This is a genomic window from Streptosporangium sp. NPDC000239 (genome assembly GCF_040300765.1).
Lineage (GTDB): Bacteria > Actinomycetota > Actinomycetes > Streptosporangiales > Streptosporangiaceae > Streptosporangium.
Genome location: NZ_JBEPEI010000014.1, coordinates 20,205 through 38,922 on the forward strand (window position 1 = coordinate 20,205; position 18,718 = coordinate 38,922).

Genomic DNA, 18,718 nt, shown 5'->3' on the forward strand with positions numbered 1-18,718 from the left:
CACACACCAACCGATCCACCGAAGGAGGAGTACGACATGGACAGACCAGTGCACTACGACAGGCCCATGCTCGTCGAAGTGGGCGACTTCGCCGACCTCACCCTGGGTGAGGTCAACGGGCCCTCCCCGGACGGTGGTCTCCCGCCGTTCCACCGCTACGACCCCGACTTCTGACAGCGGTAACCGTCTCGTGGGGGCCCTGCCGCCAGGGCCCCCACCCCCGGAGATCACCGTCATGGAATCCGCCGCACCGACAGCGCGGCTTCTTCGTTTCCGCCGCCTACCAGGAATGACGAACACCCGGCGCGACCCTCCTCCAAGCGACGCGTCGAAGGACCCCGGCGGCGCTGACGAGCCCTCGGCCGGAAACGGTCTCGCCGTACCAGGAAACGAGCCCCGCCGGTGAGCATCGCGGCGGGCGAACGGGATCAGCGGCCGGTGGGGACGAAGCCCTCACCATGAGCCACGGTCTAGGGGCACAGCGCGGAGGTCAGCAGGGTCATGGCCGCCTGGTGAGGGTCGCCGGAGAACGGGGTCATCGACAACGTGACCTGTCGTGAGCCGTCGGCCGAGTTGAACGCCACCGTGAGGTAACCCGGGGCGCCGCCGCCGTGGCCGAACGCGGTGCCGCAGGGAAGAGGCGCCAGCTCCAGCCCCAGCCCGTACCCCTCGGTCGTGCCGGGATCCTTCATCTCCTTCAGCAGACCGGGACGGAGCAGTTTGCCCTGGAACAGGGCGCGGTAGAACCGGTTGATGTCCTCGGTGGTGGAGACGATCTCACCCGCCGCACCGGCCATCGTGGGATTGAACCGTGTGACGTCGACGGGGACGACCTGGCCACCCCTGGTGACCGGCGCGTACGCGTGGGCGTGCGGGCCGTACACCTCCGGCGAGGCTCCCGGCACGCGGGTGTCACGCAGGCCGAGCGGTCGCAGGATCCGCTCCTTGATCTCTGTCGCGTACGGCCTGCCGGTGACCTTCTCGATCAGCATGCCGAGCACGATGTAGTTGGTGTTGGAGTACTTGTAGTCAGACCCGGGTGGGAAGTCGCGCGGGAGCTTCTCCGCTTTCTCCACCAGTTCGCGTGCCGACCAGGTGCGGTAGCGCTCCTTGGGGATGCCCGCCTCGTCCATCATGTCCGTCGAGTACTCGGGAAGGCCGCTGGTGTGCTGGAGGAGGTGCCTGATCGTGATGTCGGCGCCCTTGTCCACGAGCCCCGGCAGCCACTTCTCCACACTGTCGGACAGGCGCAGCCTTCCCTCTCCCACCAGTTGGAGCACCACGGTCGCCGTGAACGACTTGGTCACGCTCCCGGCCCGGAATCGCCCGTTCACCGGGGCCGGCTGGGCGTTGTTCATCCTCGCCTTGCCGCTTGCGGCTCGCCAGGTCCTGTCCCCGTCGCGAACCTCGGCGATCGCGGCGACCGCACCGCCTGCGACGATCTTGTCCAGCATCGCCTGCAAACCCGGCCGACCGCTCGGGCTCGCGTCCGCCGCCGCGGGGGCGGTCATGGCGGGCGTCGCCAGCAGCGACACGGTCAGGCACGCCACGACGGCCGTGCCGGTGCGTCTTCCCTTCACGGTGTTCCTCCGATTCACGGAGTCCGGCTCTCGGCCTCCGCCATATCAAGATCCGACGTGGGAGGGCGGTAGGGCATCGGAGTTGTCCCCTACGGAAACCCTGGTTCCACACGACGGTCTCCGACTTGGGAGGGACGCCGTCAGGCGGGGTCCCCCGCGGTGAGCCGGACGGACCACTCGTGTTCGGCGACGGCGAGGCCGCCCTCCAGTGTCTCGACGAGCGCCGTCCGGCTCACCGAAACCACCGTCGGCTCATGCCGGGCCTCGGTGCCCCAGGCGGGACCGCCTCCGTCACGGACCCGGCAGGCGAGGTGCACCCGGTCCCCGTCGGGGAACGCGAACGCCGTCACCTCGTCGGTGCACTCGCCCCATTCCAGGAACACACACCGTGCGAGTGCCGCCTCGGCGTCGGTACCGGCGTCGCCGTACAGCCCGTTCTCGGCGATGAGGAAGGACTCGGACGGCGAGGTGAACCCCACCGGTCGTGCGGCCGGCGTGCGGAAGCGGCCGAGTTCGTCCTTGAGCTTCTTGACCAGCAGCGGCGGGTAGAACGCGTTGTCCCACGTGTTCACGTGGAGCCCGCCGACGAAGACGTCGACGCACAGCAGCCCCGGATCCCGCTCGACGTGGAACTCCAGGCCGAACCCGGCCCGCGACCCGAGCAGCATGACGGCCTCCCCGGCTCTGTCGATCCACGGCCTGGGATGGGGGTTGGTTCTCCCGAGCTGAGCTTCGGGGTGAGTCGGGCAGCCCTCGGATGCGCTGACCGCCGTCATCGGAGCCGCGCGGAAACCTCGGGGGCGCCGGTTCTACACTCCCTCCCATAGTGGAACATACCGTGATGAAAACGAATAATCTCGCCGCGACCGTGGCGGCGGGCACCTCTGGGACCTTCGCCGGCCAGGTCGAGGGGGACGCCTGATCCGATGAGTGACGCAACGAAGTTACCGGCCGGCTTCGGACGACTGTGGACCGCGCAGACGGTGTCCTCGCTCGGCGACGGGGTGATGCACGCCGCGCTGCCGCTGCTGGCGTTGACGCTGACCCGGGATCCGATGGTGCTGGCCGTCGTCACGGCCGCCGGGACGCTGCCCTGGCTGCTGTTCGGAGTGCTCGGCGGCGCGCTGGTCGACCGCTGGGACCGTCGCCGCACGATGTGGGTCACGGACGCCGCGCGTGCGGTGCTGCTGGCCGTACCCGCCGCCGCGGCGGCGCTCGACGTGCTGAGCATCCCGCTGCTGACGGCCGTGGCGTTCCTGCTCGCCCTCGGCTCACTGTTCTTCGACACGGCCGCCACCGCGTACCTGCCGGACCTGCTCGGCCGTGACCCCGCCCAGCTTGAGCGGGCCAACGCCCGCCTGCGCGGCACCCAGACCGCGGCGTCCGGCTTCGCCGGGCCACCCGCGGGCAGTGCGCTGCTCGCCCTCGGACGTTCGGTTCCGTTGCTCGCCGACGCGGTGTCGTTCGCGTTGTCCGCGCTGCTCGTCCGGTCGCTGCCCGCCGTACCGCGCCCTGTGGCGAGCGCCCGCGAGTCACTGCTCCGGCAGGCTCGGGCCGGGGCCTCCTACGTCTTCCGGGACCGGCTGCTGCTCGGGCTCGCGCTGCGTCCGGCGGTCGGGAACATCGCCTTCCTCGCCGTGGAGACCGTCCTGCCGCTGTTCGCCCGCGAACGTCTCGGCATCGGCGCCTTCGGCTTCGGCCTGCTCCTCACCGCCGAGGCCGCGGGCGGCCTGCTCGGCGCGGGCGTCGCCTCCTTCCTCGGCCGGCGCCTGGGCACCGGCACCGCGCTGACCTGCACCGCCACCATCGAGGGCCTCGCCATCGTGGGACTCGCCGCGGCGCCGAACGCGTACGTGGCCGGGCGCGCGCGCGCCGTCTGCGGGGCGGGCATCGGCGCCACGATGGTCCTCGGCCCCTCGCTCCGGCAGGCCATCGTCCCGGCCCGTCTGATGGGCCGGGTCGCCTCCACCTCCCGCATGCTCTCCATGTGCGCCGCCCCGTTCGGCGCGTTCCTGGGCGGCGGGCTGGCCAACGCCTACGGTCTGCGCACCCCGCTGTACGTCGCCGCGGGTCTCCTGCTCACCATGACCGCCGTCACCGCGACCATGACCAGCAACCGCCGCGTCGAGGCCGCGCTGAGCGACGCGCGCCTGGACCCCGTCGCGGAGAGCGCCGTACGAACCTCGTCCACATGACCCTTGGCCACCGCAGGACCGGGCGTATGGCCCATGGTCGCCCGGCGGGTGACCATCTATTCTCCGGGTACGGCAGGCGCGAGCGCTGAGGTGCGGTGCATGGACGAAGGCGGCATGGGGCGGCGGGAGCGCAGGAAGCGCGCGACCCGGGCGGCGTTGAGCGAGGCGGCGCTACGGATGTGCGCCGAGCGCGGGGTGGCCAACGTCACCGCCGAGCAGGTCGCCGAGGAGGTCGGGGTCGCGCTGCGGACCTTCTTCAACTACTTCTCCTGCAAGGAGGAGGCGGTGGTCGCGGGTGACGCGGCCATCGCCGAGGCCATCGTCGCCGCCTTCCGGGGCCGCCCCGCCGCCGAACCGGTGCTGGCGGCGCTGCGTGCGGCCGTACTGGAGGTGGTCGACGAGGACAAGCTGCGCTTCCACGTCGAACACCTCCAGGTCCTGCGTGGTGACCCGGCGCTGCTGCCGTACCGGCTCAAGGCGTTCGCCGCGCGCGAGCGTGAACTGGCCGCCGCGGTCTCGGAGCGGACGGGGGTCGGGGACGAGGACCTGTATCCGGGCCTGGTGGCGTCGTGCATGCTGAGCGCGCTGCGGGTGGCGACCCAGCGCTGGCTGAGCGAGCCGGGCCCGCTCAGCTCGCTCATCGACACGGTGGTGGCCCAGCTCGACGCGGGGCTGGGCGCCCCGCTCGACCGGTCCCGGGCCGACGCGAACGGCCGCCCGGAACCGGTACGGGCTCAGGCCTGGGGGGCGTCCCAGGCGACGGGCAGGGAGTGCACGCCGTAGATGAACATGTCGTCGCGCATCGGCACCTCGTCCGGACGGCAGGCCAGCCGCAGGTGCGGGAAGCGGCGCACCAGGGCGGGCAGGGCGACGCTCAGCTCCGCGCGGGCCAGCTGCTGGCCGAGGCACTGGTGGATGCCGTACCCGAAGGCCACGTGCGGGTTGCGTTCGCGGGTGAGGTCGAAGGTGGTCGGGTCCTCCCAGTGGGCGGGATCCCGGTTGGTCTCCGGAGTCGAGATCATCACCGTGTCGCCCGCCGGGACCCGCACACCGCCCACCTCCACGTCGTCGGTGGCGACGCGGAACGGACCCATGTGGAGGATCGAGACGTAACGCAGCAGCTCCTCGACGGCCCTGTCGGCTATCTCGGAGTTGTCGCGCAGCAGTTCGAGCTGGTCGGGGTGTTCCAGGAGGGCGAAGGCGCCCAGGGCGATCATGTTGGCCGTGGTCTCGTGCCCGGCGGCGAGCAGCAGGTTCGCGATGCCGACCAGCTCGTCGTCGGTGAGCTCTCCGGCGTGGTCGCCGTGGATCAGCCCGGAGATCAGGCCGTCGTCGGGCTGGGCACGCTTGGCGTCGACCAGCTCGCGCATGAACTCCCGCATCTCCTCACGGACCCGCAGCACCTCCTTCACCGGTGTGTCCATGCGGATGAGGGTGGAGGTGCGGCGCTGGAAGTCCGCGCGGGCCTCGTACGGCACGCCGAGCAGCTCGCAGATCACCAGGGAGGGCACGGGCAGGGCGAACGCCCTGACCAGGTCGGCCGAGGTGCCCGCGGCCTCCATCGCGTCCAGGTGATCCTCGACGATCTCGGTGATGCGCGGGACGAGCGCGCGCATCCGGCGCAGGGTGAACTGGCCGACGACCAGCTTGCGCAGGCGGGTGTGCTGCGGTGGATCCATGGCCACGAACTGCCCGGCCATGGCGCGTGCGTCGAACAGCTTCTCGCGCATCTCCTCGGGGACGGAGATCAGGGCGTTGCGGCGGTTGAAGCGGTCGGCGCTGAAACGGGGGTCGGACATCACGAAGCGGGCCTCGTCGATGCCGGTGACCACCCACATCTTCTCTCCGGTGCCCAGCGTCACCTGGTTGACCGGCGCCCGCGCGTGCATCCTGGCCAGCGCCTGCGGCGGATCGAACGGACACTGCCTGACCTTCAGCTCGTCGGGCAACTGCACCCGCAATGTGGCCTGGTCGGCCTCGGGTGCTTTCTCGACGCGATGGATCTCGGTGGTGGAACGAGGCATCAGCGCTCCTGTGGTGGATCACAGTGGATGGTGCGTCCTGTTTTCGACCATACCCGGACTTGCACGCCATGCAACTTTGACTTTTTCCGCCCGTCGAGAACACAGTCAGCCGATGCCATACCAGCCACGCGCCACAATTCACTCCAAAACAGGACATTCCATAATCGCCACGCCGTACGACACCAAGAATGCACATCCGACACGAAAACATCGGGATTTTGGACAGGCCTTTCCGCACACGGCCATACCAAAATCGACCTGCGGAACCACCGCGATCAGGGCGGCGGGGCCGTGAGTGTTCTGATCGTGAAGTCGATGGCCGTGGCCAGTCGTTGAGGGTCGTGTCCGGCGCGTTCGCGGACGCGTAGGCCGAGCACCGTCGTGAACAACGTCTCCACCGCGGCGTCCACGTCGAGTGTGGCGGGCAGGTCGCCCTCCCTGACGCCACGGCGCAGCAGCGACGCCAGGGTCCGCCGGGTGACGTCGAAGGCGGCCTCGACCCTTTCGTGGACCTCGGGGTCGGCGGCGCCGAGTTCGGTGGCGGTGTTGACCACGAAGCAGCCCCGCCCGGCCTCGTGGCCGACCAGCCAGAGCAGCCACTCCCGCAGGATGTCGAGGCAGGAGCCGGGGGCGTTCAGCTGCTCTTCGGCCTGGGTGGACTCGGTCGCCCGGTAGTGGTCCAGCGCGCGCAGGAACAGCGTGTGCTTGTCGTTGAAGGTCCGATACAGGCTGCTCTGCCTGAGCCCGAGCTCGGTCCCCAGATCACGCACGGACGTGGCGTTGTAACCGCGACACCAGAACAGCCGGGTCGCCCTGTCGATCACGTCCTGCTCGTCGAACTCCCTGGGTCGCGCCATGCTACGAACCCTACCAACGTTGTGGAGCGATCGCTCCCGTATTAGGGTGTGCCGTCGTATGGGAGCGATCGCTCCCGAATGAGTGAGGAGAGCCCGACGTGATGGCCACCGAACGTACGCCGACCGAGCCGGACATCTCACCGGGAAGCCACTGGATCGCGGTCTTCGCCGTGGCCCTCGGCACCTTTCTCCTGGTGACGGCCGAGCAACTCCCCATCGGGCTGCTCAGTCCCGTCGGGTCGGCCCTGTCGGTGTCCGAGGGCGCCGCGGGCCTGATGGTCACCGTCCCCAGCGTCGTCGCCGCCGTCGCGGCGCCCGCAGTCCCGATCCTGGTCGGCACCATGAACCGCAGGCTTCTGCTCGTCGCCCTGATGGGGCTCATGACGCTCGCCAACCTGGCCTCCGCCCTGGCCCCCGACTACCCGCTCCTGATCGTCGCCCGAGTGCTGGCCGGAGTCGCGATCGGCGGGTTCTGGGCCGTCGCCGGTGGCCTGGCCGTACGGCTCGTCGCCCCCGCCGACGTGCCACGGGCCACGGCCGTCATCTTCGGCGGCGTCGGCGCCGCCAACGTCTTCGGCGTCCCCATCGGCACCGTCCTCGGCGGGCTGACGAACTGGCGGGTCGCGTTCGGCGCGCTGAGCGTCCTCGCGCTCGTCGTGCTGGTCGCCCTGCTGGCCGTACTGCCTCCGCTGGCCGCCGCGCGTCCCGTCGCCCTACGACGGCTGACCGGCCAGTTCCGCAACCGGGGCGTCCGGATCGGCGTCCTGGCGACCTTCCTCATCGTCACCGGCCACTTCTCGGCCTACACCTTCGTCGGCCCCGTGCTGCGGGACCTGTCCGGCGTCGACGAGGGATTCGTCGGGCCCCTGCTGTTCGGGTTCGGCGTCGCCGGCGTCACGGGCAACTTCGTCGCCGGTGCCGTCGTCGCCAGGAGGCTCCACCGCACCGTCCTGGCCATCGCCACCGCCCTGGGAGTGACCGTGCTCCTCTACCCCGTCGCGGGACTCACCGCCGGGGGCGGAGTCACCCTGCTCGTCATCTGGGGCCTGGTCTACGGCGGGGTCTCCACCAGCCTGCAGACCTGGATGATCAAGGCCGCTCCCCAGGCCGTCGAGGAGGCCTCCGCCCTGTGGGTCGCGGTGTTCAACCTCGCGATCGGCCTCGGCGCGCTGGCCGGGGGCACGGTCGTCGACGCGCTGCCGCTGCGGGGCGTCCTCTGGCTGGCCGGTGTCCTCCTCCTGGCCGCCGCGCTGGCCGTGTGGAGCGCGCGCCGTGTCCCGAGCCTGCGGTGACGTCAGGGGTCTGACGCCGCGTGCGGGCCCTGGCGTGGGTTCCGTCGTCGGAGGCGGGTCCTGTCGCCGCGTCCGTCTGGCCCGCGATGTCCGTCGCGCTCATGACGAGGACGCCGGTACGGCGGGAGGCCGATCCGATCGGGATGTAATATCCCGCCCCGCTGCTCACCAAGAAGGGGAAAGTCCCGAGTCAGCGGAAGGCGCAGTGGATGACAGACGTTCCACCGGAGGATCTCCGGCAGACGATGCGGGATCCCGAGGCGTTCGAGGTCTTCTACCGAAGACACGTCGAACGGGTGAGCCGCTTCGTGGCCCGCCGGATGACCGATCCGCACACGGTGGACGACCTCACCACCGAGGTCTTCCTGGCCGCCGTCGACGCGGCGAACACCTACCGGCCCGACCGGGGCAGCCAGGAGGCGTGGCTGTTCGGCATCGCGCGCAACGTGGTGGCGTCCGAACTGCGCAGAGCGGCCAGGGAACTGCACAAGAACGGCAGGGCCGCGGGGCGCCGTTCTCTGGACGACGACGACATCGCGCGGCTTGAGGAACGCATCGACGCCGAACGGGCCACCCGCCCGTTGCTGGCGGCCATCGCGCGGCTGCCCAAGGGCCTGCGAGCCGTGGCCGAACTGGTGGACGTCGACGGCCTGTCCGTCACCGACGCCGCCACGGCCCTGCGCATCCGTGTCGCCACCGCCCGGGTACGGCTGCACCGCGCGCACCGCCGGCTCGTGAACGAACCCGGCACCTGCCCGGAGACCATCTTGGAAGGATCGTCATGAACGGATCTCTCGCAGGCTTCGAAGAGCGCCGGCTGGCCGAGCTGAAGGAGCACGTGGCGGCGCGGGCGACGGCCGAGCGGGCCGGACGGCCACGCCGCCGGATCGTCATGGCCCTGGCGGCGGGGACGGCGGTCGCCGCCGCGGCGGGCGCGATCACCGTCTCGTCCGTCGGAGGGGCCGCCCCCGCCTACGCCGTCAGCAAGGACTCCGACGGCGTCGTGCACGTCACCGTACGCGACGTCGCACCCGGCGACTTCCCGGACGTGAAGGGGCTGACCAGGCAGCTCCAGGAGCTCGACGTGCCCGCCGTCGTGGACTACGTCCCGGCGGGCCGGAAGTGCAGGGAGCCACGCGGCGCCGTCGTGACGGACGTCCCCGGGGGGCTCTACCGCACGCCCACGAACGTCCCCGGTGATCCCGGGGCCTGGCGGATGCAGATCGACACCAAGCTGTTCAAGCCCGGCCAGACCTTCGTCTGGACCCTGTACGTCGACCCCGTCAACGGATGGAACGGCACCAGCACGATCCTCATGCGGGACCCGGTGGCGCCCTGCGATCCGGTCCCCGACGACCGGCCGCACTACCTGGCGAAGACGCCTCCCCCCTGGGTGAGGGCGACGTCGCTGGGCGGGTACCGGGTCGAGGGCAGGACCGTGGGCGAGGTCCTCCCGGAGATCGGCAGACGCGGCCTCAAGGCCACCTACCTGGTCACCGAACCCGCCCCCGACAGGCCACGCGACCCGGACATGCCCTACGTGATGTACCCCACGAGGCAGAACACCCCGGTGGGGGGTGACTGGCTCGTCTGGCAGGCGGACGAATCGACGAAGGGAACGATCCGCCTGTACGTCACACGAACCCTCGCCTTCCCCCGGCACCGCTGAACCGGTACTCGGCTACCGGTCCTATGTCGTACTCGGGAAAGGCCCTCCTCCACCCATCAGGAGGCGTTCTCCGAAGTCACGTCAGGTCGGCGAAGAAACGTGCGACCTCGTAGTTGGCGATCAATCGGGCGAGGCCGAGTGGGGTCTGACCGCTGTTGTTCGCCCTGAGCGGGTCGGCTCCCCACCGGCGCAGCAATTCGATCATTCGACCATCTCCGCGTGAGGAGAACACGGCAGTGCTCAGCGGCGTATTGCCGTAGTGGTCGGCCTGGTCAACCAACGCGTGTCGGTGCAGGAGCAGCTGGGCGACCGCCACAGAGCCTTCCTGAGCTGCGAAGTGCAGTGGCGTCAGTCCTTTTTCGTCTGATCCACTCGGATCGGCTCCGGCGTCCAGGAGCGCCTCGGCCGCGCTGACGTCGTTGGACATCGCCGCACAGTGCAACGGCGACCTGCGAGCACGATCAAGACTCATGGCACTCTCTCCTCTGCGGAGGACGTCAGCGTGGAGGTGCGACCGGTGTAGCGAAGCACCTCGGGTCGGAGGCATCACCGACCCGTACAGATCAAGATCGACAATAGTCGCATGGGAGCATCGGCCGACTTGGGCAAGCTCGCCTTCGGTGTCGGCGAGCCTGACTCGAAGCCCTTCCCGTTCGGCTCCGGCGATCCGCACGCAGGTCGTCATGTTCCAACGTCCGGTTCAGCACCGCACCCATGTGAAAAAGGCAGCTGGAAACGGACAAGCGGTCAGCCCTTCCGCTTGGCCTGTTCATACCAAGTACGCGTCGTTGGTGATGTGGACGAAGGCAGGCGTGTCCGGTGGGCTGGGGGTCGTGCCGCCGTTACGGTCGCGTCCATGACTTCGAGCACTCCACGAATGTCGCCGGATGAGTACATGGCATCGCTGGCACGTAAATGGATGGCGGCCGGGGCGTTGCTGCGGGACGCGGCAGGCCGGATTCTGCTGGTCGACCCGGCTTACAAGCCCGGCTGGGAGATCCCCGGTGGCGCGGTGGAGACCGAGGAGTCGCCTCAGGCGGCGTGTCGGCGGGAGCTGGCCGAGGAACTCGGGCTGGACCGGCCGACCGGACGGGTGCTGGCGATCGATTGGGTGGCCTCACAACCGCAGCGACCCGAAGGGCTGATCGTCATGTTCGACGGCGGGCGGCTCACGCCGCAGGAGATCGCCTCGATCCGGGTGCCGGAGGAGGAGTTGGCCGGATGGGCGTTCGTCGAGGTCGGTCAGGTGGGTGAGCGGCTCGGTCCGCTGCCGGCCCGGCGGATCGAGGCGTGTGTCCACGCGGCCGACAGCGGGACGGTGGCCTCGCTGGAGAACGGCTTTCCCACCGACTGAAATCCGGGCAGGCGACCGGGTGGCGCGGGACGCGCGTTCCCGGACCGGTCAGGCATGTCCGAGAGAAGGCGGAGCGTCACCCGGCACCGCGCCACAGGCCGTCGCCTTACGGCATCGCCCGGGGCGTGATCGGGCGGCGGCCCCGGCCATGTCGGCCGACAGGCTCAGCTCGGCGGCCGTGGCGGGGTCGCCCTGATGGTGAGCCGCGGTTCTCAGGTCAGTACGGCGTGCAGGGCCAGGTCGCCTATCCGGCGTAGTTCGTCGTGACCTCGGCCTGCGGCGGCCTGTACGGCTATGCCGTCGGTGATCGTGTGGACGAGGGCGGCCAGGGTGGCCGGGTCGTGGCGGGAGGGCAGGTCGGTGGCCTGTTCCAGCCTTCTGCGCAGCGCCGCCTCACCGGCCTTGCGCACCGCGATGGCATCCCGCCGTACGGCGTGCGCGTCGGGCCCGCAGGCGTGCACGCTGTTGACGCACAGGCAACCGTGGGGTGTGTCCTCTCCCGCGACCAGGTCCACTGCCCCGCGGACCAGCCGTTCGACGACCTCCCTGCCGGTGGGGGCGGCCAGCGCGTCGGCGGTGTAGGCGCCGGGACCGTCGAGATAGCGGGCGAGGACCTTGGCGAACAGTTCCTCCTTGTTGCCGAAGGCGGCGTAGAGGCTGGGCTTGTTGATGCCCATCGCGGTGGTCAGGTCGGTCAGCGAGGTGCCCTCGTAGCCGTGCCGCCAGAACACCTCAAGCGCGCGGTCGAGTGCGGTGTCCGCATCGAACGAGCGTGGGCGCCCGCCGGGCATGCCGTCCTCCGTGCTCTCCTCCGAGTTTTATACCTATCGGTACGTTACCCCTTGCGCGAGGATGCCGCATCATTCTAATTTCGTACCAATCGGTACGGAACTAAGGGGTGACACGCATGATCCGAGTCGGGGTTGTCGGTGCCGGCGGTTGGGCGAACAGCTCGCACCTGCCCGCGCTCGCCGCGCTTGAGGAGTTCGACGTGACCGCGGTCGCGACCACCGATCAGGCCGGCGCGGACCGGGCCGCCGCCGCCCACGGCGTACGGCACGCCTTCGCCGACGTGGGTGAACTTGTCGCGCATCCCGATGTCGACCTGGTCGTCGTCTCGGTGAAGACCCCCGGGCACGCCGCCGTGATCAGGGCCGCCCTCGCCGCCGGTAAGCACGTCGTGTCCGAGTGGCCGTTGGGCGTCGACGCCGACGAGGCGAGGGAGCTGACCGAGGCCGCCGTCGCCGCGGGTGTCGTCCACGCGGTCGTGCTCCAGGGGCACCACTCCCCGAGTGCCCGCTTCGTCGCCGACCTGCTGGCCGAGGGCCGGATCGGCACGCTCGAATCGGTCGCGCTGGTGGCGGAGGGCGCCCCCTTCGGAGGCAACCGGATCTGGCCGGACCTGGTGTTCAGTCTCGACCCCTCGGCGGGAACCAACGTCCTGACCATCATGGCCGGTCACTTCCTGGCCGCGCTCGAACGGGTCGCGGGCCCGCTGACCGAGGTCTCCGCCCGGCTGCCCCGCCTGCACGACCGCGTGCTGGTGACCGGGACGGAGCGGATCGTGCCCAACGCCACGCCCGGTCACGTGCTGCTGCACGGGCTGCTGGCGAGCGGCGCCACCGCCTCCGTCGCCGTGCACGGCGGCAACGCGTCCACCCAGGACGCCTTCCTTCTCAAACTCGTCGGCAGCGAGGGAACGCTGACCGCCACCCCGGCCCAGCCCGGGACGTTCATCCACTGGGGCGACTGGAACATCAGGATCGGAGACGACGTCCTGGCCGTGCCCGACACCTGTCGCACGGTTCCGGACAGCGTCCGGTCCGGCCCTCCGGCCAACATCGCGGCCCTCTACCAGGAGGTGGCCCGGGCCCTCGCCGAAGCCCGGCAGCCGTATCCCGGTTTCGATACCGCCCTACGCCACCACCGGCTCCTCGCCGCCGTCGAACGGTCAGCGGCCGAGGGAACCGCCCAGAGAGTCGCGTGAAGGACGCAGAACCACGAGCGGACCTTCCAGGGCCGCCACCATCGCGAAGGGGAACCGGTCGACCTCCAGGCAGAGCGCGACGTCGTCGGGATGGACTCCCTCGCGACGGACGGGGCTTCGACCAGGTCGGCGATGCCGAGGAAACGGGCGTCCGTTCCGGTCATGATCACACATACCCGACCCGGGACATCCGAGCGTGAACCGGCGACCCACGACGGCGGCGGCCCCGGTCCGTACGGCGTCCGGCCACCGAGCCACGCCTGTGACCAGGCCGGACCCGCCATCGCCTTCGCGGATGTGACGGGGGGATCCTTCCCCGGCAGGAGGGGGCGGCGGCCGGTCGGCGGGGGGTGCGCTCCTTCCTCAGCAGGAGGTACCCCATGTGAGCGTTGCTCATAGTTGACCGCATGACGCGAAGATCCTTACATCGCCCCCTGCCTCGCGCGCTCGCAGGAGCGGCCCTCGCCACGGTCCTGGTCGCGGGCGCCGGCCTCACCCCCGCGAGTGCCACCGTGGGCGGCGACGTCCCGCTGCTCAACGACTACGACGCCGAAACGCTCGCGAACCTCCCCAACACCAACGGCCTGGATTACCTGGCTCAGCGGTACGCGCCGACCGACACCTGCCCGCCGACGGGTACCGGGCCGGGTGGGCCGCTGTTCTGGGGGGACGACAAACCCACCCAGTTCCGCCAGGGTGTCCCCCTGCCGGGGCAGAAGGTCGTGAAGATCGTCATCATGGGTGACTCGTACATATCGGGAGAGGGGGCGGGAGACTACTTCAACAAGCGCGGTTTCCTGCCCGACCCCTACCTCTGGGTCGGTAACGGGAAGCCGCCCATCCCGGCGCTGGGGCACACCCAGGCCGACTACGAGGATGACTTCCGGCACCGTTCGGCCAACGCGGCGGTCCTGCAGGGCATCGACCTGCTGCGCCGCGCCAATCCCGAGGTTTTCTTCGACGTACGTTTCAACGCCTCCTCCGGCGCCGCCAGCGAGCACTTCTTCGTGGGTCAGAACGACCACGGCCGCGTCAACCCGCCGCAGAGCCAGGGGCTGGACAACGCCACCGACCTGGTGATCTCCGGCTTCGGCGGCAACGACGTCGACTTCGGACCCAGGCTGCAGGCCCTCCTCGACAAGAAAGGCAACCTGAGCGCCGTCGAGGCGGAGACCGAGCCGTTGTTCGACACCACCCGCACCTCCGAACAGGAATGGGCGGATTCGGAACCTCCGCGCCCGCCGTTCGTCCGTCCGCTGACGCAACCGTCGACCCTGTCGGCGCGACTGGTGCAGCTGGTACGGGCGACGAAGACCGCCACCGGCGGCAAGGCCAGGATCATGATGGTCAACTACCCCCAGTCTCTCGCGAACGACCGCCTTCCCGGAGGCCCGATGAGATGGTTGACGTTCATCTTGAACCGGGACGCGGACTGGGCGAGACTTCGTGCCCTGTCGCCTCGGCTGACCGCCTCCATCAAGAAGGCGCAGCAGGTCCTGGCCGACCACGGGGTCGCCGCCGACCTGCTGGACATCGAGAACGCCTTCGCCGGCCACGAACTGGGGACCAGAACCCCCTACACCCGCAACCTCGTCTGGGCACCCGCCGGGGACTCCTTCAACCAGAAACAGCAGTCAGGGCATCCCAACCAGCAGGGGCAGAAGGCGCTGGCGGGACACTACGCCCTGATGATCGCGGGCGAACTCGGGCTGCGCGTCAAGGCGCCCGACGGAGCGCGCCCACCGGCCAGAGCTGCGCAGCCGTGCGACTCCAGCCGCAACGACCGCCACAACCTGCCCGTCACCCCCACCCAGAGCGGTGGATCGACCGGCGGCACCGGCGGCGGTGGGGGAGGCGGCAGCAGCACCCCCAACGTGGGTCCGCGCTCGACCATGACCTTCGTCAACCTCGATCCGCCGCTGTTCCCCACGAACCCCGGCTCGCAGCCCAGGCCCACGCCCACCGGCTCGCAGTCCTCTCCCGGGACGGGGGGTACGGCGACCCCGCGGTGGAACATCTATCCGGTCGACACCGTCCAGCCGACCACACCGACCATCTCCTTCGACCTGACGCAGCCGTTGCCCATCCTGTGGCCCCTGAGCAGTGGTGGGACGAGCCCGTACCGGGACGTCTACGAGGTGAAGATCAACGTCGAGCAGCTCATCCGGTGAGGCCCGGCTCCGGCCGGACCGGGAGCTGAGCGGCCACGGGCGGACATCCGGACGCCCGTGGCTCGCCCACCGGTCCCGCCCCACGGGTGAGACCCGGCAACGCTTTTCCTGTCCGTGCCGTGTTCCCCGCCATCCCGCAAACGTCATTCAGGCGCTTCGCAGATAAGAGAATAAATTCGGGGGTCGCTCACGACTCGCCCTCTCCGTGACGCGTAAACCTTTTGTTCACGCTGTTCCGATCGGCGTCGTTGATGGTTTCTGTGACATCAGCACGGACGACCGGGATCGAACCTCTCCGCGATAAGACGCGGGACCATCGAGGGGAAGCGCGGCCCGTACGGCACGCAGGCCCGATCGGGCCGCTGCCGCGCAGATCTCACCATCCTAACGAATACCACGCACCGAAATTTCCCACAACATCCAGTCAAAGCGTGGAGACCGGCGCATATACGTTAAAGGGGTTCGGGATTGACGAGCGTCGCGCACCGCCCAGCCGAGACCGTCCCACACCACTGTGAAACATCCGGAAGTTCACCAAACTGGCGCCTTCGGTCCAAGCCACGAGGAAACCCTGATATGTTTCCCGGGAAACGTTGAGCCTCCTCGGCCAGGACCCCGTCCCGCGAGGAGGCTTTTCGCGTTCCACGACCTTCACCGGGGAGATCCATGTCAGAGGTTTTCGTCCAGCTCGCCCAGGAAGCCGACCTGCCCGTCGCCGAGCGGCTCTGGCTGATGTTCTGTCATGACATGTCGGAGTTTCGCGGAGCCCTGCCCGACGCGGACGGGACCTTCAGGAGCGATCGGTTGCACGCGGCGTTCACCGATCCCGGCTGGGCGCCGTATCTGGTGACGAACGGCGAGCGCCCTCTCGGCCTGGCCGTCGTCCGCGGCCTGGACGGCCCGGTCCGCGTGCTGAGCGGTTTCTTCGTCGTGCGCGGCGCACGGGGGACGGGCGTCGGGCTGCGTGCCGTACGGCAGGTCGTCGCACGGCATCCGGGCACGTGGGAGATCGCCTTCCAGGACGACAACGCCGGCGCGGCGCGTTTCTGGCGCCGGGTCGCTACCGCGATCGCCGGGGACGCCTGGACCGAGGAGCACCGGCTTGTCCCGAACCGGCCCGACCTGCCACCCGACGCCTGGATCTCGTTCACCGCCCGGGGGGCCATCGGCGAGCCGTGAGGGCCCCCGCTCTACCCCCACCGATCACCGCCATCTGGCAGAAAATGCCGACATCCAGCCACTAAAAGCAGATAAACAGGCCCCTTTTCTCGCTTAACAAATAAAGAACCCCTTCCCCACTGAACACATCATCCCGGAGCGACAAAACAGGAAATTCTTCCGAAAAAACCACCGAGGAGCCAGGGAAAGACAGCATTACCGCCAGTGATTAAAAACTCACGGTCAGTCAAATGGCCCGGCGTGGGAGAGCCTCGCCCGGCCGAGAATGAGTCACGATCGGTTACGTCAAAATCACAAACCGTGAAGGGACTCAACATGATCCGTCGTCTTCTCGCAGGTCTGGCGCTCGCAGGAGCGGTCGTCGCGACGCCGCTGGCCGCCGGGGTGCCCGCCAGCGCAGCAGCCGACCCGGCTCCCGCCGAGATCGTCACCGCCCCGACCACCGCCGACGACCCCACACCTGAGACCGGCGAGATCACCATTCGCTGGATCTCTCCGGCTCGGTGCCAGTTGGGCGGCGGCGTGCCCGTGCGCGTGATCGGGCGCTGGGGCTTCTGCCGGGGTGGCGTCTTCAACGGCTTCCCCGTCCGCTTCTTCTAAGAGAACCGGGGTGTCGGCCTTCCGGTCGGCACCCCCCGAAGTCTCGCTTCCTCCAGAAGAGACTTGAACCCCCCGTAACGGGGGGTTCTACCTTTTCAAGGGTGACCGGGAAGGACATCACCGGACGCCGGTGGAGCATCGGAGAACTGGCGCGGGCCAGCGGGACGACCGTGCGCGCGCTGTACCACTACGACGAGATCGGCCTGCTGTCGGCGAGCGAACGCACCGCCTCAGGACACCGCCGCTACACCGAGGACGACCTGCGGCGGCTGTACCGGGTTCGGGCCCTGCGCTCGCTCGGCCTGTCGCTCGACGAGATCGCGGTCGTGCTCGCGGACCCGGCGGACGACCTGGCGACGATGCGCGGACTGCTGTCCGCGCAGCTCCGCGGCCTTGACGAGCAGGCCGAGCGGATCGACCGGCTCAAGCTGCGGCTGCGCGACCTGCTGGGGCAGCTCGACGGCGGCACGATGCCCGACCCGGGGCGGTTCATGACGACCCTGGAGATGATCTCTGTGTTCGAAACCCATTTCACCCCGGAACAGCGCGAACAGCTCGCCGAGCGCAGGGCCGTACTCGGCGCCGACGCCGTCGAGGAGGCCAGGACCCGCTGGGCCGGTCTGGTCGAGGAACTCCTCGGCCACGTGCGGGCCGACACCCCCGTGGACGACCCCCGGGTCCGGGAACTCGTCGCCCGCTGGGACGAACTGGGCGCCGCCTTCCACCCCGGTGGCGGGACGACCGGCGACACCCAGGAGGCGGCCCGGCGGATGTGGCGGGACAACGGCGCCGAACTCAGCCGGAACCTCCCCTGGCCCGCCGACCTGATGGCCGCCCTCGTCCCCTACCTGGAGCGCGTCAGGAACGCGGCTGAGGGCTGACGAGGCTCTCCTTCGCCCAGAGGGCCAGCAGCCGCAGCGCGGTCTCCGAGCCGGACCCCTCCTCGACCGTGTGGGCGATCAGCGCCTGGTCGGGGTCGTCGGGCAGCCGGAGCGTCTCGTATCCGAGCTCCAGCTCACCGACCACCGGGTGCCGGTAGACGTACCGGCCGTGGGTCTTGTCGCGGACGCCGTGCTCACTCCAGAGCTCCCTGAACTCGGGACTGGCGGCCGACAACTCGTCCACCAGCACCGCCGTCTCCGGATCGTCGGGATAACGCGCGATGTCGAGCCTGAGGAAGGCGGTCACGTCCGCGGCCTTGCCGTACCAGTCGGCGTAGAGGCCGCGCGTCCCCTCGTCCAGGAACACCAGCCGGGCCAGGTTCCGCCGCCGCGGCGGCAGCGCGCCGAAGTCGGTGATCAACGCCGCCGCGAGCGGGTTCCAGGCCAGGACGTCGGTGTTGCGTCCCACGACGTACGCCGGGACCCCGGACGCCAGGTCGAGCAGCCTGCGCAGTCCTGGCCTGACCCGCTGCGGCTCGGGGGCGTTCTCCCGCCGGTCGGCCTCCGACCAGGGGCGGGCGAGCCGGTACAGGTGGTCGCGTTCGGCCGCGTCCAGCCGCAGCGCGCGGGCGACCGCGTCCAGGACCGCCTCGGAGAAGTGCAGGGTACGGCCCTGCTCAAGCCGTACGTAGTGGTCCACGCTCACCCCGGCGAGCATGGCCAGCTCCTCCCGGCGCAGCCCCGGGACACGTCTGTTGCCGCCGTAGGCGGGCAGCCCGAGCTCCTCGGGCCGCAGCCTGGCGCGACGGGATCTTAGGAATTCGCCCAGTTCCACACGTCTGTCCAGTGCCATGAATCCAGTATCCCCGCCCTCTGGAACTCCAGCCTGGTCACGCCGTGCCCAGGCACGGGCCGCCACTGGGTAAGCC

At 69.8% G+C, this 18,718-nt stretch carries 19 protein-coding genes; 12 read left to right on the plus strand and 7 right to left on the minus strand.

The window, feature by feature from the left end; all coding sequences use genetic code 11:
- Positions 1 to 36 precede the first annotated feature (36 nt).
- Positions 37 to 174: a lasso RiPP family leader peptide-containing protein gene (locus ABT340_RS28705; RefSeq protein ID WP_352013958.1), complete on the plus strand. Its 138-nt coding sequence runs from the start codon at positions 37 to 39 to the stop codon at positions 172 to 174.
- A gap of 296 nt (positions 175 to 470) precedes the next feature.
- On the opposite strand, the gene ABT340_RS28710 is transcribed toward ABT340_RS28705, so the two are convergent.
- Both ABT340_RS28710 and ABT340_RS28715 read right to left on the minus strand, forming a co-directional pair.
- Positions 471 to 1,580, minus strand: a complete 1,110-nt coding sequence (locus ABT340_RS28710) for a serine hydrolase domain-containing protein (protein WP_352013959.1) — start codon at positions 1,578 to 1,580, stop codon at positions 471 to 473.
- 140 nt (positions 1,581 to 1,720) lie between these two features.
- The gene (locus ABT340_RS28715; RefSeq protein ID WP_352013960.1) at positions 1,721 to 2,248 is read right to left on the minus strand and encodes a hypothetical protein; all 528 of its coding nucleotides are present in this window, start codon (positions 2,246 to 2,248) and stop codon (positions 1,721 to 1,723) included.
- A gap of 258 nt (positions 2,249 to 2,506) precedes the next feature.
- Between ABT340_RS28715 and ABT340_RS28720 the strand changes: the two genes are divergently transcribed.
- Together ABT340_RS28720 and ABT340_RS28725 are read left to right on the plus strand one after the other, a co-directional pair.
- Positions 2,507 to 3,775: an MFS transporter gene (locus ABT340_RS28720; protein ID WP_352013961.1), complete on the plus strand. Its 1,269-nt coding sequence runs from the start codon at positions 2,507 to 2,509 to the stop codon at positions 3,773 to 3,775.
- Positions 3,776 to 3,874: 99 nt separating this feature from the next.
- Positions 3,875 to 4,558, plus strand: coding sequence for an acyl-CoA-like ligand-binding transcription factor (locus tag ABT340_RS28725; protein ID WP_352013962.1), 684 nt, complete (start codon positions 3,875 to 3,877; stop codon positions 4,556 to 4,558).
- Here ABT340_RS28725 and ABT340_RS28730 read toward each other — a convergent pair.
- Complete coding sequence (locus ABT340_RS28730) at positions 4,510 to 5,799, minus strand: cytochrome P450 (RefSeq protein WP_352013963.1); 1,290 nt, start codon at positions 5,797 to 5,799, stop codon at positions 4,510 to 4,512. The two genes, ABT340_RS28725 and ABT340_RS28730, sit on opposite strands and share 49 nt — an antisense overlap.
- 275 nt (positions 5,800 to 6,074) lie before the next feature.
- Positions 6,075 to 6,656, minus strand: a complete 582-nt coding sequence (locus ABT340_RS28735; RefSeq protein ID WP_352013964.1) for a TetR/AcrR family transcriptional regulator — start codon at positions 6,654 to 6,656, stop codon at positions 6,075 to 6,077.
- Between the two features lie 101 nt (positions 6,657 to 6,757).
- Between ABT340_RS28735 and ABT340_RS28740 the strand changes: the two genes are divergently transcribed.
- The 3 genes from ABT340_RS28740 (at position 6,758) to ABT340_RS28750 (ending at position 9,617) form a co-directional block, all read left to right on the plus strand.
- A complete protein-coding gene (locus tag ABT340_RS28740) occupies positions 6,758 to 7,948 on the plus strand; it encodes an MFS transporter (RefSeq protein ID WP_352013965.1) in 1,191 nt (396 codons plus the stop codon).
- Between the two features lie 209 nt (positions 7,949 to 8,157).
- Entirely contained in the window at positions 8,158 to 8,733 is a 576-nt protein-coding gene (locus ABT340_RS28745) for an RNA polymerase sigma factor (protein WP_352013966.1), read from the plus strand.
- Positions 8,730 to 9,617 carry a hypothetical protein gene (locus tag ABT340_RS28750; RefSeq protein WP_352013967.1) on the plus strand — a complete coding sequence of 296 codons (888 nt, stop codon included), beginning with the start codon at positions 8,730 to 8,732 and terminating at the stop codon, positions 9,615 to 9,617. Before ABT340_RS28745 ends, ABT340_RS28750 begins: the two co-directional genes overlap by 4 nt.
- A 76-nt stretch (positions 9,618 to 9,693) precedes the next feature.
- Here ABT340_RS28750 and ABT340_RS28755 read toward each other — a convergent pair whose 3' ends face one another.
- Entirely contained in the window at positions 9,694 to 10,302 is a 609-nt protein-coding gene (locus ABT340_RS28755; RefSeq protein WP_352013968.1) for an ankyrin repeat domain-containing protein, read from the minus strand.
- A gap of 210 nt (positions 10,303 to 10,512) precedes the next feature.
- Here ABT340_RS28755 and ABT340_RS28760 point away from each other — a divergent pair, with 210 nt between their 5' ends.
- Positions 10,513 to 10,971, plus strand: coding sequence for an NUDIX domain-containing protein (locus ABT340_RS28760; protein WP_352013969.1), 459 nt, complete (start codon positions 10,513 to 10,515; stop codon positions 10,969 to 10,971).
- 212 nt (positions 10,972 to 11,183) lie between these two features.
- Here ABT340_RS28760 and ABT340_RS28765 read toward each other — a convergent pair whose 3' ends face one another.
- A complete protein-coding gene (locus ABT340_RS28765; protein ID WP_352013970.1) occupies positions 11,184 to 11,762 on the minus strand; it encodes a TetR/AcrR family transcriptional regulator in 579 nt (192 codons plus the stop codon).
- A 116-nt stretch (positions 11,763 to 11,878) separates the two neighbouring features.
- Here ABT340_RS28765 and ABT340_RS28770 point away from each other — a divergent pair, with 116 nt between their 5' ends.
- From ABT340_RS28770 to ABT340_RS28790, 5 genes are all read left to right on the plus strand, one after another.
- Complete coding sequence (locus ABT340_RS28770; protein ID WP_352013971.1) at positions 11,879 to 12,958, plus strand: Gfo/Idh/MocA family protein; 1,080 nt, start codon at positions 11,879 to 11,881, stop codon at positions 12,956 to 12,958.
- Between the two features lie 407 nt (positions 12,959 to 13,365).
- Positions 13,366 to 15,129 carry an SGNH/GDSL hydrolase family protein gene (locus tag ABT340_RS28775; RefSeq protein WP_352013972.1) on the plus strand — a complete coding sequence of 588 codons (1,764 nt, stop codon included), beginning with the start codon at positions 13,366 to 13,368 and terminating at the stop codon, positions 15,127 to 15,129.
- A gap of 666 nt (positions 15,130 to 15,795) precedes the next feature.
- Complete coding sequence (locus ABT340_RS28780; RefSeq protein WP_352013973.1) at positions 15,796 to 16,308, plus strand: GNAT family N-acetyltransferase; 513 nt, start codon at positions 15,796 to 15,798, stop codon at positions 16,306 to 16,308.
- A 315-nt stretch (positions 16,309 to 16,623) separates the two neighbouring features.
- The gene (locus tag ABT340_RS28785) at positions 16,624 to 16,908 is read left to right on the plus strand and encodes a hypothetical protein (protein WP_352013974.1); all 285 of its coding nucleotides are present in this window, start codon (positions 16,624 to 16,626) and stop codon (positions 16,906 to 16,908) included.
- A gap of 101 nt (positions 16,909 to 17,009) precedes the next feature.
- On the plus strand, positions 17,010 to 17,789 hold the full coding sequence (locus ABT340_RS28790; protein WP_352013975.1) for a MerR family transcriptional regulator: 780 nt from the start codon (positions 17,010 to 17,012) through the stop codon (positions 17,787 to 17,789).
- Here ABT340_RS28790 and ABT340_RS28795 read toward each other — a convergent pair.
- Positions 17,767 to 18,642: a helix-turn-helix transcriptional regulator gene (locus ABT340_RS28795; protein ID WP_352013976.1), complete on the minus strand. Its 876-nt coding sequence runs from the start codon at positions 18,640 to 18,642 to the stop codon at positions 17,767 to 17,769. The two genes, ABT340_RS28790 and ABT340_RS28795, sit on opposite strands and share 23 nt — an antisense overlap.
- Between the last annotated feature and the right edge of the window lie 76 nt (positions 18,643 to 18,718).